This is a genomic window from Knoellia aerolata DSM 18566 (assembly GCF_000768695.1).
GTDB classification, from domain to species: Bacteria; Actinomycetota; Actinomycetes; order Actinomycetales; family Dermatophilaceae; genus Knoellia; species Knoellia aerolata.
In genome coordinates this window covers 15,550-29,822 of sequence record NZ_AVPL01000002.1, presented here as the reverse complement: position 1 = coordinate 29,822, position 14,273 = coordinate 15,550, and the positions used below count along the sequence as shown (strand labels likewise).

The following is a 14,273-nucleotide window of genomic DNA, read 5'->3' as shown; positions in this document are numbered from 1 at the left end:
GTGTTCGTTCGTTCGGGCGGGGATTCGCACAGCGGCTAACGTCTCTGCCATGGACGTGACGCGGACCCGAACGGGGCCCAGGGTAGCCGCTCTCGACGGCCTCCGTGGCGTCACGATCATCATGGTCATCCTGGGGCACCATTCCCTCATCTGGCCCAACATGGCGCTTGCCGCCGTTCCGGCCGTCGATGGTCTATTCCTGGGCGGCGCAGTCGTGATCTTCTTCATCGTCGGCGGGTATGTGGTGACTCGAGGTCTGCTCGCTGAGCGCGAGCGGGGGGCGCTCGACCCTCTGAAGTTCTACCTGCGACGAATCCTCCGTCTGGGTGTGCAACTCGTGCCGCTTGTCCTCGCCATCCTGATGATCCACAAGTTCGACCCGACGGATCCCAGTCGCTCGAGCGACACCCTGGCGTCGATCGCGAACGTTCTCACGTACACATGGAACTACTACGCGATCGACAACGTCTTCAGTGCCCGGGGGGACCTCGGGCACCTTTGGTATCTCAGTGTCCAGCAGCAGGTCTACTTGGTTCTTCCACTGGCAGTGCTTCTGCTCGGTGGCCTTCGCCGCGGATTCGCCGCCCTCCTTCTCGTGGGAACGGTTGCGATCACGATCAACCGCTTTCGAGTGCTCGGCGACGACGGATGGTTCACAGCCTCGCTGTTGACGACAACCCGAGCCGACGGGCTTCTGCTGGGGGCCCTGATCGCTGTGACGCTTCCGTTCCTCACCCGGTGGGCAAAGTGGTCATCGACCGCGTTGGGGCTCAGCGCGACAGCGATGGTCGCCCTAGTGCTCCTGCACGCCTCGTTCGGTCCACTGTCCTTTCTCAAGATATGGGGGGTGATGTTCGCGGTCGCCGCCACGGTTGCGGTGACCGCGCTCGTGGTCGGTGGACCGCTCGGCATGGTGGGAAGGATTCTGGGCACCCGCTGGCTGACGGCCGTGGGTAACGCGTCCCTGCCCTTGTTTGTGTGGCACGTTCCCATCTTCGTGACGATCGCCCGCCACACGCCCGAGTGGAGCCCTTCCCTCCGGTCAATAGTCGGGCTCGCCGTCCTCGTCGCGGTGACAATCCTGGCTCAACGATTCATCGAAGAACCGACGCGTCGTTGGCTCCGTGACTCATCCCGGTTCCGCAGCAGACCCCGAGATCTCACTCCGAGTGCCGGGTGTTCGTCCTCCGAAACCTGATGCCGCCGCAGCGTTCGACACCCACCCGGCCGCGATCCGGAGCCTTGGGACTCATGTACGGTGGCGCCCGTGCCCGTACCGAACACGCCGGCTGATCCGAGACAGAGGGACGGCAGCCTCGACGGGTTACGTGGTGTTGCGATCGTGCTCATCGTGCTCTCGCACGGTTGGACCGTGTACCCGTTCGACGACTCCGCGCGGATCGCGCCTCTTGACGCCTTGCTCTTCGCCGGCAATGTCGCAGTCACCATCTTTCTCGTGGTGAGCGGATACCTCGTGACGCGGAGCATGTTGAGCGCCCGAGAGCGATACGGACCGTCGGGTCCCTGGAGAACGTTCACCCGACGGATCCTGCGCATCTCTGCCTCCGTTCTCGTCCTGCTGTTTGCTGTCGCGTTGATGTCTGAGGTCGACGACAGCGACACGAACTCACAGGAGGCAACCCAGAAGTCGATTCTTCGGGTGGCCACCTACACGTGGAACTGGTACGTGCGGGCAAATCCCCTCGAGGCGCGTGGCGATCTAGGTCCTCTGTGGTACCTCAGTGTGGAGATGCAGTTCTACGTCGTCCTTGCCCTGGTGCTCGCGGTGTGGGGCGCTCGTCGGCGCCACGTCAGCGCGGCCCTCGTGCTCATCGTTCTTCTCGTCACGTGGTGGCGCTGGCACAGCTACGACCTGGAGGGTTGGTACGGGGCGCCGCTGCGAACCACCACGCGTGTCGATGGCCTCGTCTGGGGCGCGCTCGTTGGGCTGCTCCTCCCACATCTCGCGTCGCTGAAGCGCGATGCCCACGCACTCCTAGGAGCAACGTCGCTGGTGATGCTGGGGGTCGTCTTCACCAGCGCTCGATATGACATCGGTGACTACATGAAGTTGCAGGGCTTGATCATGGCCGCGACCGTGGCGCTGTTCGTCGCGGCGAACCAGTTGTCCGGGCCCTCGGCGATCAAGGTCATCCTGTCCTCGCGCCCGCTGCGCGCGCTCGGATCGGTGTCGCTCACCATCTACATCTGGCACTCCCCGATTTTCTGGGCCGTCTCGCGACACACGTCGGAGTGGGGGAACCTGTCGCGGAGCATGCTCGCTGTCGGGCTGCTGGCCGCCGTGACGGTCCTGGCGCACCGCTACGTCGATGGTCCGGTGCAAAGATGGACGGAGAACATCGGTCGCGGAGCACCCGCGGTCGAGAACGTCACATCCGCCGATACCTCGCCGCCTCCGACGCCGCATCCCTGACCGCCGGAAGATGACTTGGAACGGGTCGCCGGGACGACCAACTCGTCAGCCCTTGGGGCGTCGGAACTTGTTGATCCGCTCTAGAACGCCGCTGACCTGGTCGTCCGAAATGCCCGCCTTGCGCTTCGCCCGGTCGTAAAGATCGACCGCGGTGCGGTCCAGCGCGATGGCGGCGCGCTTGAGGCCGGTCTCATCCGGGCGAGCGCGGTAGTTGGTCGCCTTTCGCACCGGACGTGCCCCCTCGGTGAAGTAGTACAGGGCCATGGAGCGCCGGGCGACGTCTTCAGGGCACGTCAGCGCGTCCGGGTGACCGTGGAAGCTGTCATCACTCGTCGTGAAGACGAGCATCCGGTTGCCAGCAGGCTGCACCTTCGCCTGCGCAGCAGTCATCGCGGTGTCCCAGAGCTCGAGCTGGCCGCCCCACTCCTCGTGCCACTCGTCATTCAGATAGAGCAGAATGTTGACCCGGCGGCTCCAGTTCTCGTTGATGTGATGCGTGGTGAAGTCCGCATGGATGTTCAGGTGTCCACCACGAAGTGTTTGGTGCAGGCCGCCACCGTCCATGCTCCAGTCCGGCAAGAGGTCGCTGATCCCGGTGAGCTCCTCCAGGAACGCCACGAAATCCGGCGAGACGAACTCCTTAGCCACTGCGGCGAGAGTCTCGCCCCACGTGTCCGGCTGCGTGTTGCCGTACTTCGTCTCGTTGACGTGGAGGTACCCCTTCCAGAACGCGTCACCAATGGGCGGGAACTCTGCTGCGGCCCGGGTGAACGCCTCCGGAACCAGCACACCGTCGAGCACGATGTGCGGAAAGGGCTGCGCAGCGCGGTACTGCTCGCGAAGCTCGGGCAGGCGAGCCGTCAGCGAATCGAGGCCGACGAGAGTGGCAGGCATCATGGCGGGAGTATGCCAGAGCGTCTCGCCGGTTCGTTACCACCTAGTACGATTCATGGGGCCCTCCGCGCCGTGCGAGACGAGGGGCACATCGGGGTTGATGAGAGGCCAGGGACAGTGACGTCAGCAGCACACGACCAGGCGGGCAGGACCGAGACCGTGAGGATCGGTGTCCTCGTCGTGGCCTACAACGCGGCCACCACCCTCCGTGCGACCCTGGACCGCATCCCGGCCGCATTCCGTGACCGGCTCGACCACGTGCTCGTCTGTGACGACGCCAGTGCGGACGAGACCTACGAAGTGGGCCTGGAATACGCGTCAGGGTCCACCCTCCCGCTCACCGTGATCAAGCACGTCGCCAACCTGCGTTACGGCGGCAACCAGAAGTTCGGGTACCGCTGGGCGATAGAAGAGGGACTCGACATCGTGGTTCTGCTCCACGGTGACGGCCAGTACGCCCCGGAGGTGATGGAGGAGATCGTCAAACCTCTCCTCACCGGTGAGGCCGACGTGGTCATGGGCTCCCGGATGATGGAGCGCGGCTCGGCGCTCAAGGGCGGGATGCCCCTCTACAAGTTCGTGGGGAACAGGATCCTTACACGCTTCCAGAACGCCATGACCGGATCGTCGCTGTCCGAGTGGCACAGCGGCTACCGGGCCTACCGGACCGACGCCCTTCGAGACGTGCCCTTCGCCGATTACTCGGACGACTTCGACTTCGACACGGAGATCATTCTCGGGATGCTGAGTTCAGGAAAGCGGATCGTCGAGGTTCCCATCCCCACGTACTACGGCGACGAGATCTGCTACGTGAACGGGATGTCGTACGCGCGCGATGTCGCGATCGACGTGATGCGTCACCGAGCGCGCCGTATGGGTTTCGGTCTAGCCGAAGGCGGCGTCGACACGGAGGCCTACGAGGTCAAGCACAGCCCGCACTCGTCGCACGGACAGCTGTTGAGCTGGCTAGCCGGCATGCCTTCCTCGTCCGTTCTCGACGTGGGGTGCTCCGATGGACACTTCGCTGGCCTCATACGGTCCATGGGTCATCACGTGGTCGGGGTCGATCTCGTCAAGCACGACGGCATCGGGGAACGTGTCGACGGCTTCATCGAGGCTGACCTCAACCAGGGTCTGCCACCCGAGACCGGCTCGGGCTTCGACGTCATCGTGGCGGGTGACGTGCTGGAGCACGTGATCGATCCCGACGCCCTGATGGCCGACATCACGTCTCGGCTCTCCGACCATGGGGCGATCCTTGTCAGCGTGCCCAACTTCGGTCACTGGTACCCAAGGATTCGGACCGCTACCGGGACCTTCGACTACGACCAGCGTGGCCCTCTGGATCGTGGGCACGTCAGGTTCTTCACGCGCCGCAGCTTCGAGCGACTCATTGTCAATGCTGGCCTGCGCGTCGTGGAGCGGCGCACGGTGGGATCGCCGATCGATGTCCTCGAGCGGGGCGGTAGCCCACTGGTGGGTCGGCTCGCGCGGGCGGCCTCCGCGGTGGACCGGGTGGCAGTGCGCGCACGGCCGACCCTGTTCGGCTACCAGTTCCTGTACAAGCTGGAGCGCGATTGACGACGGCGGCCCCGCAACGGCGACAGAACGTCGCGAGCGCTGCGGGACTGTTGCTCGGTGGCGTCCCGTTCCTTCTGGTGCTCATCAACTTCAGATCTGACGTCCTCCGAACCGCGGTGGCACCGCGGTTCGCGTCGAACTTCTTCGACATCCAGGCGAGTGCCTTCCTCGACGGGCGGCTGAGCGTCCCGAACGGCATCCTCGGCATCGAGGGGTTCGTCATCGACGGACAGACGTTCATGTACTTCCCACCGTTCCCGGCGATCCTCCGCATCCCCATCCAGCTCGTGACCCATGAGTTCGACGGACGACTCACCGTCCTGTCGATGGCGCTGGCCTGGCTGGTGCTGGCCGTCGTCAGCACGAGGTTCACCTGGTTGGTGCGAGATTGCCTGCGGCCGGAGCGCGACGTCAGCCGAACCGATGCGATCGCGGCGGCGGCCCTCATCGGTGCGATCACCGGCGGCACGGTTCTCACCTTCGACGCATCTTTGCCCTGGGTCTATCACGAGGTGTACCTGTGGGCGTCCGCCCTGGCGGTCGGGGCCGCCTACTGGCTGCTTCGAGTCGCGCTGAACCCCACCCTCCCGTCGACCTTGTGGCTCATGGGTTTCACGCTCTCCACCGCCTTGACCCGGACCCCGGGTGGGTGGGCGATGAGCGGGACTGTGATGGCCCTGGCGGCGTGGCTCGCGCTTCGCCACGCCCGCGGGGCAAGCGGCGCGAGGCACCGACCCCGTCGTCGACGCGTTGGGAAGGCGCGCATCCCCATCGCAGTCTTCGCTGCGGGGGCTGTGCCACTCCTCGCCTCGGTGACGTACAACTGGGTGAAGTTCGGTCATCCGTACCTCTTCCCTCTCGAGTCGCAGGTGTGGACGCAGGTGAACGAGCACCGGCGAGCCGCTCTCGAGGCCAACGGAGGGACGATCACCGGGCCCCAGTTCCTCGAGACGACGCTGGTGAACTACTTCCGGCCGAACGGCATCCGGTTCGTGGACTATTTCCCGTACATCACCCTCCCCAGTGAGCCGGCGCAGTCGTACGGTGGGGCCTTCCTCGACCAGACCTACCGCACGGGCAGCGTCACCGCGTTCATGCCGCTGCTCCTCCTGCTCTCCGTCTGCGCGCTGGTCGTTCTCCTGCGGCGTTCGCTCACACCTGCCGCAGCGGCACTGCGCTGGCCGGCCGTCGCTTCCCTCCTCGTCGGCGGTGGAGTGCTCGGGTACGGATATATCGCACACCGGTACACCAGCGACTTCGTCCCGATGCTGGTCGTCCTCGGCACCATCGGACTCTGGCACGTCACCACGTGGTCGCTCCCGTGGCCGCGCGTGGTTCGCCCCGCGTTCCTCGTCGGCATGGTCGGACTGACCGCGTACAGCATCGCCGCGCAGATGGCGACGGGCGCCCTGGCTGCTGCTCACACGCATCGAGGCGACGAGCTGACGTCCTTCCTCTCGTTGCAGGAGCGGCTCAGCGGTGGCCCGAACTCGCCGGTCTCCCGGCTGGTCTCCCGCTCGGACGGCCTGCCGGGTTCGGGAACAGCTGACGACCTGCACATCACCGGTGACTGCGCAGCGCTGTACGTCCACACTGGCGACCAGTACGAACCGTGGAACCTCGTGGAGCAGCGCGACATGATCGTCGACCTCATGCCGACGTTCACCAACTACAAGCCTGGCCTGCTGCGCCTGTTCCAGCAGTTCGGCGTGGAGACGCGTGAGGTGTCGCTTGAGTTCGATGCCGTCGCCCCGCAGGCTCGCCTGGTCGTGGAGGACCGGGATGGCAACTTCTACTCGCCGTGGTTCGAGGTCGCACGCGACCGTCCCATTCGGGTGACCGCTCATGCTCGCCCGGAGTTCTTCGAGACGCGGATCCGCGTGAACGACGACCCGCAGTACGACCTCCGCCTCCCCGTGGCCGAGTGGAACAGGGACTGGTACAGCGACCTCTCGCAGCTCCAGTTCAGGTCTGCGATCGATGGGGGCAACACCGACCACGTGCGAGCGACTCAGTCGTGGGGCCCCGTTCCAGCCGTGTGTGGGCGGTTGTCGGACGACCACGCCGTCTCGGTCTCCCGACGGTGACGGTGCCCTCGGTCACGGGACCGGCTCCTCGAACGCGTGCCCTGCGCAGCCTCGGCGCGGTGGGCGCTGGCACCCTGTTCGCCAATGTGGTCGCGTACGCGCTCTTTCTCGTGCTCAACCGCGAGCTGCGGGCGGACGAGCTCGGTGCCGTGGCCTCCCTGCTCAACCTCGTCATCATCGCCGGGGTCGCGGCCCTGGCGACCCAGCTGGTCAGCGCGTGGCGAGTGGCGCTGCACCGTCCCGGCGCCCACGCCACGGCCCTGCGAACCGGCATGGTGGTCGGCCTCGTCGCCACCGCCGTCGTCACCGTCCTCACCCCCCTCGTCGTGCGACTGCTGCACCTCGACGGCCCGCTGCCGGTGCTGCTCGTCGCGACGGCGATGGTGCCGACCTGCCTCACCGCCGCGGTCCAGGGCACCCTGCAGGGTGGTGAGCGCTTCGTGGCCCTCGGCACGGTGTATGCCGTGGTCTCCGTCGCCCGCACCGCCGGCGGCGTGCTCGCTGCGTGGCTCGGCTGGGGCGTCACCGGCGTCCTGGGGCTGACCGCACTGGCATCGTGGCTGATCGCCCTCGGAGCGCTGGCCCTCGTTCGCAGTCACCTCGGCGAGGCCCTGCGCGGTGGCGCACCGACCCAGGTGAGGCGGGTGCTCGCGGGGATGGCCGGGACGTCCGCCCTGCTCGTGGCGTCGACCATCGACACCCCGGTCGCGCGGCACGTCCTGTCAGGCGACGACTCCGGTGCGTATGCCGTCCTCAGCCTCTTCGCGAAGGCGGCCTTCTGGGGTCCGGCCTTCCTCGCCACCGTCCTCTACCCGGGCATGTCCCGCGCCACGGGCTCCCGTCCGCTCGTCGTCGCGCTCGGCGGGACGACCGCGATCGTCGCGGTCGGGGTCGCGTTCTCCGCGCTGCTGTCCGGGCCCCTGGTCCGAGTCGTCGGCGGCCCGGCCTACACACACCTGGCGGACCTCGTGCCCGTGTTCACGGCGCTCGGAGGTGCCTGGGCGCTCGCGCAGGTGCTCGTCTTCTGGGGTGCGGCCCGCGGGAACCACCTCGTGGGCTACCTCGTCTGGGCCGCCGTGGGGCTGGCCACCCTCGTCGTCGTGCTCTGGCGCGAGCGGAGCGTGGCCGAGGTCGCGACCACGTTCCTCGCGGCCTCGGTCGTCGTCACCGCCGTGGGCGTCTGGGTCAGCGTCCCTCGCGGCGCCGGCGACGACGAGCGGTCTCGCTGAGCACGCTCGACCCCACGACCTGCCCGGAGGAGCCGTCGGAGCCGAGATCGATGCCCGGCCCGACCGCCGCGCCGATGGCCAGCCCGACGACGAGGGCCAGGATGACACCGATGGCGGGGCGGTCCGCAGCCGGGATGAGCTCCCACGTGGCCGCCGCGGTGAGGAGCAGGAGCAGGAGCCAGATCACCCCGGCGTTGCCCTGGCCAGCGTTCGAGGTTGTACCCGACGGTGCGCCCGCACGCAGGGACATGGTGAGCGTGATGGCCGTGAAGGAGAAGATCGCCGCCGTGAGGACGATCGACGGGCTGACGGCCCCCTCGACCCCGTAGCGCCGGACCGTCGCCACGAGGCTCAAGAGCAGCGTCAACGCACCGATCGCGATGTTGGTGGCTCTGACGATCCCCATGAGGCGCTCCATCCGTCGCGGCACTGGCGGCCCACCGACCGCGTCCGCCGATGAGGGCAGGTTACGGCCGGACGGGCGTGCAGCACCATGGCCCGTGCGGAGCCACCGGTGGAGCGGATCCCCGAGCGATCGCCACCGCGGCGTCAGTGCGCCGCGTCGTGCCAGCTGCGCCCGTGACCCACGCTGACGTCGAGCGGCACGTCGAGCTCGATGGCTCGGCCCATCTCGGTGCGCACCAGCGCCTCGACGTCGGCCCGCTCCCCCGCGGCCACCTCGAGGACGAGCTCGTCGTGGACCTGGAGGAGCATCCGCGACCTGGCCCCGGACTCGCGCAGGGCCCGGTCGACCCCGATCATCGCGAGCTTGATGATGTCGGCGGCGGAGCCCTGGATCGGGGCGTTGAGCGCCATCCGCTCGGCCATCTCCCGGCGCTGCCGGTTGCTGCTCGTGAGGTCGGGAAGGTAGCGGCGCCGACCGAGCATCGTCTCGGTGTAGCCGGTCCCCCGAGCCTGCGCGACGACCTCGCGCAGGTAGTCGCGCACCCCGCCGAAGCGCGCGAAGTACTCGTCCATGAGGCCCTGCGCCTCGCCCGTCGAGATGGTGAGCTGCTTGGACAGGCCGAACGCGGACAGGCCGTAGGCGAGGCCGTAGCTCATCGCCTTGACCTTGCTGCGCATCTCGGCGGTGACGTCCGCCGGTGCGACCGAGAAGACCCGGGCGCCGACGAAGCGGTGGAGGTCCTCACCGGTGCGGAAGGCCTCGATGAGCCCCTCGTCTCCGGAGAGGTGCGCCATGATCCGCATCTCGATCTGGCTGTAGTCCGCCGAGAGCAGCGACTCGAACGGCACGCCGTCCGCGCTGCCCACGACGAAGACCTCGCGGATGCGCCGGCCCTCCTCGGTGCGGATCGGGACGTTCTGGAGGTTGGGGTCGGTGGAGCTGAGCCGGCCCGTCGCCGCGATCGTCTGGATGTAGGTGGTGTGGATGCGCTGGTCCTCGGCGACGGACTTGATGAGGCCCTCGACGGTGACCCGCAGCCGCGCGGCGTCACGGTGGCGCAGCAGCGCCTCGAGGAACGGGTGCTCGGTCTTGGCATAGAGGTCGGTGAGCGCGTCGGCGTCGGTGGTGTACCCCGTCTTGGTCCGCCGCGTCTTGGGCAGGCCGAGCGTCTCGAAGAGCACGGTCTGCAGCTGCTTGGGCGAGCCGAGGTTGATCGACTCCCCCCCGATGGCGTCCCAGGCGTCCTGCTGCGCCCCGCGGACCTTGGCGTCGAAGTCGGCCTCGAGCGCGCTGAGCGCGTCGGTGTCGACGGCGATGCCGGTGCGCTCCATCGCGGCGAGGATCTCGACGAGCGGCAGCTCGATGTCGCGCAGCAGCTCGGTGCCGCCGGTCGCCTCGAGCTGCTCACCCAGCGGCCCGGACAGGTCGAGCACCGCTCGGGCCCGCACCATGGCGTCCTGGCCGACGACCTGGTCGTCGGCGCCACCGAAGGACATGTCGAGCATCCCCTGGCCGCCGGCCTGCTCCTCGGCCCTGAGTTCCCGGCCGAGGTGGCGCACGACGAGGTCGGCGAGGTCGAAGCTGCGCTGGTCGGGCTTGACGAGGTAGGCGGCGAGCGCGGTGTCCATCGTCACGCCGGCCACGGGCAGGCCACGGGCCCGGAGGGCGTGCATCTGGCCCTTGGCGTCGTGGAGGACCTTGGGCCGGGAGGCGTCGCCCAGCCAGTCGGCGAGCGCCTTCTCCCCGGTCTCGTCGAGCTCGAGGACGTCGATGTATGCCGCCGCGTCACCGGCCGACGCGAGCGCCACCGCGGAGACGTCCCCCGTCCCCCGACCCCAGATCCCGACGACGTGGACCCCGGTCGGCTCGGCCGACGCGTGCTCGTCGAGCCACGGCCCCACCTCGTCGGAGGCCAGGACGGAGGCGTCGAGGTCGAAGCCGCCCTCGGCCTCGTCGGGGGCGGCGTCGAAGGTCTCGAAGAGCCGCTCCCGCAGCACCCGGAACTCGAGGCCGTCGAACACCTTGTGGACCTCCTCGCGGTCCCAGGTGGCGCGCTCCAGGTCGGCGATCGTCACGTCGAGGCTGAGGTCGCGGACGAGGTGGTTGAGCCGCCGGTTGCGCAGCACGTCGGAGAGGTGCTCGCGCAGGGACTCCCCCGCCTTGCCCTTGATCTCGTCGGCGTGGGCGACGACCCCGGCGAGGTCGCCGTACTGGGTGAGCCACTTCGCCGCCGTCTTGGGACCGACGCCGGGCACGCCGGGCAGGTTGTCGCTGGTCTCGCCGACGAGGGCGGCGAGGTCGCTGTAGCGCTCGGGCGTCACGAGGTACTTCTCCTCGACGGCCTTCGGGTCCATGCGCCAGACCTCGGAGACCCCCCGCACCGGGTAGAGGAGGGAGACGTTGTCGTTCACGAGCTGGAAGGCGTCGCGGTCGCCGGTGCAGATGACGACCTCCATCCCTTCGGCCTCGGCCATCGCGGTGAGCGTGGCGATGACGTCGTCGGCCTCGAAGCCGTCGACCTGCACGTGACGGATCCGCAGCGCGTCGAGGACCTCGCGCACCAGGGCGACCTGGCCCTGGAACTCGCTCGGGGTGGCGGAGCGGGTCGCCTTGTAGTCGGCGTACTCCGCGGCACGGAACGTCTGGCGGGAGACGTCGAAGGCGACGGCGACGTGCGTGGGCGCCTCGTCACGCAGCACGTTGATGAGCATCGACGTGAAGCCGTAGACGCCGTTGGTGTGCTGACCGGTGCTCGTCGAGAAGTTCTCCACCGGCAGCGCGAAGAACGCACGGTAGGCGAGGGAATGACCGTCGAGGAGAAGGAGGCGACTCACGCATGGCAGCCTATGGCCAGGCCCCGACAGCAGAGAAGGCGACCACGTGAGCAGCGCACCGCAGGACCACCTGAGCTTCGTCCGCGAGATGGAGGCGATGAACCCGAACTCGCTCCTGCACCGCATGGGCATCGAGGTCACGGAGGCGAGCCCGGAGCGTCTCGTCGCCACGATGCCCGTCGAGGGCAACACCCAGCCCTACGGGCTGCTCCACGGAGGCGCGTCCGTCGTCCTGGCCGAGACGCTCGGTTCGATGGGGTCGGCGCTGCACGCCGGGCCCGACCGGATCGTCGTCGGCACCGACATCAACGCCACCCACCACCGCGCGGCCCGATCGGGGCGGGTCACCGGCGTCGCGACACCGCTGTCGTTGGGCAACACGTTGTGCTCGTGGCAGATCGTCGTCACCGACGAGGAGGACCGGCTGCTGTGCACGTCACGCATCACCTGCCTCGTGCGGCAGGCGCCTCCCGGCGCCTGAGGAGCCGACCCGTGGGTCAGCCGACCCGTGGGTCAGCCGGCGCGCGAGGCGAGCGTGCGCAGTGAGCGGCGACGCCGGATGAGCTGGTCCACCGCCGAGTGCGCGCCCCCCTGCGGCGCCAGGCGACGACGCAGCTGGGTGGTGCCGACGACCCGGCGCACGAGCACGGACGAGAACCCCAGCCGAGCGAAGAAGCGGTGGGCCTCACGGCTCTGCGTGGGCACGTTGCTGACGATGACGTCCGAGCCGGCGCGCTCCGCGAGGCCGACGACCGCGCAGAGGAGCGAGCGCGCCACCCCGTGACGGCGGGCCGAGGGGTCGACGTAGAGCTGCTCGACGGCGACCTCGGGCTCCGGGCTCAGGCCGAACGGGTTCTCGGACGTCACGACGTAGCCGACGGCACGGCCGTCGAGCCGGGCGACGTGAGCGTGGACGTCCGGGCGGGACAGGGCGAGCTCGAGCCGGCCCTCGCTGGCGAACCGGGCCGCGACCTCGGGCGTGATGCCCGAGTCCACGCGTGAGGCCAGCCACATCGCCGCGAGATCTGCGACGTCCTGCTGACCCACCGGGGTCACCTCGACGACACTGCGGACCACGGCATCTCCTGTCTCGAACGCCCCTGGCTTGAACGATCAACCCTACGGCTCGGTAGCCTCCCACGGAAGCCGTTGAAAAAAGAATCGTCAACGAATCGTAGAGTCGCGGGCGTGGACGCCTCCTTCCCCGGTCTCGGCACCGTCATCAACATCGCCACCGTCGTCGTCGGGGCGCTCCTCGGGATGGCGGTCGGCCACCGCTTCCCCGACCGCACCCGCTCGGTCGTCACGGACTGCCTCGGCCTCACCACCCTGCTCATGGCGGGGCTGTCGGTCGTGAGCGTCACCGACCGCGCGCTGTCGGACGCGACCGGCAGCGGCGCCCCGGTCCTCATCGTCCTCGGCTCGCTGCTCGTCGGCGGCATCACCGGTTCGCTGCTCCGCATCGGCGACCGGCTCGAGGCCCTCGCCGGCGGCATCGAGGCGTGGTTCGCGCGGCGCTCCCCCGCCCTGGCCGACACCGACGACGTCGCCGCGGCGCCCCACGCCGGCGGCGCCACCGCGTCGGCCACCGTGGTCACCACGGCACGCGAGAAGTTCATCGAGGGCTGGCTCGGTGCGTCCCTGCTCTTCTGCGTCGGGCCGCTGACGATCCTCGGCTCGCTCTCCGACGGCCTCGGGCGGGGCATCGACCAGCTTCTGCTCAAGTCGGTGCTCGACGGCTTCGCCGCGCTGGCCTTCGCCTCGACCTTCGGCGTCGGGGTGCTGCTGTCCGCCGTCTCGGTCGCGGTCGTCCAGGGCACGCTGACGGTCGTCGGCGTGCTGTTGGGCTCGGTGCTGCCCGAGGCGCACATCCTCGCCCTCACGGCCACCGGTGGCCTCCTGCTGGCCGGCATCGGCCTGCGGCTGCTCCGGATCAAGGACGTGCCGGTCGCCGACATGCTCCCGGCCCTCATCGTGGCCCCCCTGCTCACCCAGCTCGTCATCACGCTGAGGTGAGATCACGCTGAGGTGAGCGTCCCCGGATGCTGCGACACGGCATACGGGGTCAGGGCCGCAGGGCGGTCAGGCCTTCTCCATGCCGGCGACGACGGCGTCGGCGACCTCTTTCATCCCCAGGCGACGGTCCATGGCCGTCTTCTGGATCCACCGGAACGCCTCGGACTCGGTGATCTTGAGCTTGGTCATGAGCACGCCCTTGGCGCGGTCGACCGCCTTGCGCGTCTCGAGCCGCTCGCCGAGGTCGGCCACCTCGGACTCGAGCTCCTTGAGCTCGCCCCAGCGCGACAGCGCGATGTCGATCGCCGGCACGACGTCGGTCGCCGTGAACGGCTTGACGATGTAGGCCATGACCCCGGCGTCGCGCGCCCGCTCGACGAGCTCGGTCTGGCTGAAGGCCGTGAGCATGACGACCGGGCAGATCCGCTCCCTGCCGATCTGCTCGGCCGCCGAGATGCCGTCGAGGACGGGCATCTTGACGTCCATGACGACGAGGTCGGGACGCAGCTCGATCGCGAGCTGCACCGCCTGCTCCCCGTTGCTGGCCTGGGCGACGACGTCGTACCCGGCCTCCCCCAGCATCTCCGCGAGGTCGAGCCGGATGATCGCCTCGTCCTCGGCGACGAGGATCCGCTTGGCGGTGGTGGTCCCGGTTGTCGTCTCAGTCACGGGGCTCAGCCTAGGGGACGGACGATGACGTGGTGCCGAGGGCGGGACTTGAACCCGCACGCCCTTGCGGGCAGAGCATTTTGAGTGCTCCGTGTCTGCCATTCCACCACCCCGGCGAGGGCG

At 68.7% G+C, this 14,273-nt stretch carries 12 protein-coding genes and 1 tRNA gene; 7 read left to right on the top strand and 6 right to left on the bottom strand.

Going from position 1 to position 14,273, the window contains the following annotated elements; genetic code table 11:
- Nucleotides 1–49: 49 nt before the first annotated feature.
- Both N801_RS01355 and N801_RS01350 read left to right on the top strand, forming a co-directional pair.
- Nucleotides 50–1,198, top strand: coding sequence for an acyltransferase family protein (locus N801_RS01355; RefSeq protein WP_035932107.1), 1,149 nt, complete (start codon nucleotides 50–52; stop codon nucleotides 1,196–1,198).
- 69 nt (nucleotides 1,199–1,267) lie between these two features.
- Nucleotides 1,268–2,434: an acyltransferase family protein gene (locus N801_RS01350; protein ID WP_169744197.1), complete on the top strand. Its 1,167-nt coding sequence runs from the start codon at nucleotides 1,268–1,270 to the stop codon at nucleotides 2,432–2,434.
- Nucleotides 2,435–2,479: 45 nt separating this feature from the next.
- Here N801_RS01350 and N801_RS01345 read toward each other — a convergent pair whose 3' ends face one another.
- Nucleotides 2,480–3,331, bottom strand: a complete 852-nt coding sequence (locus tag N801_RS01345) for a 2OG-Fe(II) oxygenase (protein ID WP_035932102.1) — start codon at nucleotides 3,329–3,331, stop codon at nucleotides 2,480–2,482.
- A 156-nt stretch (nucleotides 3,332–3,487) separates the two neighbouring features.
- On the opposite strand from N801_RS01345, the gene N801_RS01340 reads away from it, so the two are divergent.
- From N801_RS01340 to N801_RS01330, 3 genes are read left to right on the top strand one after another with little or no spacing between them, the layout of a single operon-like run.
- Complete coding sequence (locus N801_RS01340) at nucleotides 3,488–4,909, top strand: bifunctional glycosyltransferase/class I SAM-dependent methyltransferase (protein WP_035932333.1); 1,422 nt, start codon at nucleotides 3,488–3,490, stop codon at nucleotides 4,907–4,909.
- Nucleotides 4,906–6,996: a hypothetical protein gene (locus N801_RS01335; RefSeq protein WP_156996395.1), complete on the top strand. Its 2,091-nt coding sequence runs from the start codon at nucleotides 4,906–4,908 to the stop codon at nucleotides 6,994–6,996. The genes N801_RS01340 and N801_RS01335 overlap by 4 nt, the downstream gene beginning before the upstream one ends.
- Nucleotides 6,997–7,055: 59 nt before the next feature.
- Nucleotides 7,056–8,225 carry an MATE family efflux transporter gene (locus N801_RS01330; RefSeq protein WP_156996393.1) on the top strand — a complete coding sequence of 390 codons (1,170 nt, stop codon included), beginning with the start codon at nucleotides 7,056–7,058 and terminating at the stop codon, nucleotides 8,223–8,225.
- Here N801_RS01330 and N801_RS01325 read toward each other — a convergent pair.
- A complete protein-coding gene (locus N801_RS01325; RefSeq protein ID WP_035932094.1) occupies nucleotides 8,182–8,631 on the bottom strand; it encodes a hypothetical protein in 450 nt (149 codons plus the stop codon). The two genes, N801_RS01330 and N801_RS01325, sit on opposite strands and share 44 nt — an antisense overlap.
- A 143-nt stretch (nucleotides 8,632–8,774) precedes the next feature.
- Entirely contained in the window at nucleotides 8,775–11,465 is a 2,691-nt protein-coding gene (polA, locus tag N801_RS01320; protein WP_035932092.1) for a DNA polymerase I, read from the bottom strand.
- 88 nt (nucleotides 11,466–11,553) lie between these two features.
- Here polA and N801_RS01315 point away from each other — a divergent pair, with 88 nt between their 5' ends.
- Nucleotides 11,554–11,946, top strand: a complete 393-nt coding sequence (locus N801_RS01315) for a hotdog fold thioesterase (protein ID WP_035932331.1) — start codon at nucleotides 11,554–11,556, stop codon at nucleotides 11,944–11,946.
- 32 nt (nucleotides 11,947–11,978) lie between these two features.
- Here the strand turns inward: N801_RS01315 and N801_RS01310 are convergent, their stop codons facing one another.
- The gene (locus N801_RS01310) at nucleotides 11,979–12,542 is read right to left on the bottom strand and encodes a GNAT family N-acetyltransferase (RefSeq protein ID WP_052112490.1); all 564 of its coding nucleotides are present in this window, start codon (nucleotides 12,540–12,542) and stop codon (nucleotides 11,979–11,981) included.
- A gap of 111 nt (nucleotides 12,543–12,653) precedes the next feature.
- Here N801_RS01310 and N801_RS01305 point away from each other — a divergent pair, with 111 nt between their 5' ends.
- Complete coding sequence (locus N801_RS01305) at nucleotides 12,654–13,481, top strand: DUF554 domain-containing protein (protein WP_035932089.1); 828 nt, start codon at nucleotides 12,654–12,656, stop codon at nucleotides 13,479–13,481.
- A gap of 66 nt (nucleotides 13,482–13,547) precedes the next feature.
- Here the strand turns inward: N801_RS01305 and N801_RS01300 are convergent, their stop codons facing one another.
- Both N801_RS01300 and N801_RS01295 read right to left on the bottom strand, forming a co-directional pair.
- Entirely contained in the window at nucleotides 13,548–14,159 is a 612-nt protein-coding gene (locus N801_RS01300; protein ID WP_035932328.1) for an ANTAR domain-containing response regulator, read from the bottom strand.
- Between the two features lie 21 nt (nucleotides 14,160–14,180).
- A tRNA-Leu gene (locus N801_RS01295) sits at nucleotides 14,181–14,266 on the bottom strand.
- Nucleotides 14,267–14,273: the final 7 nt, after the last annotated feature.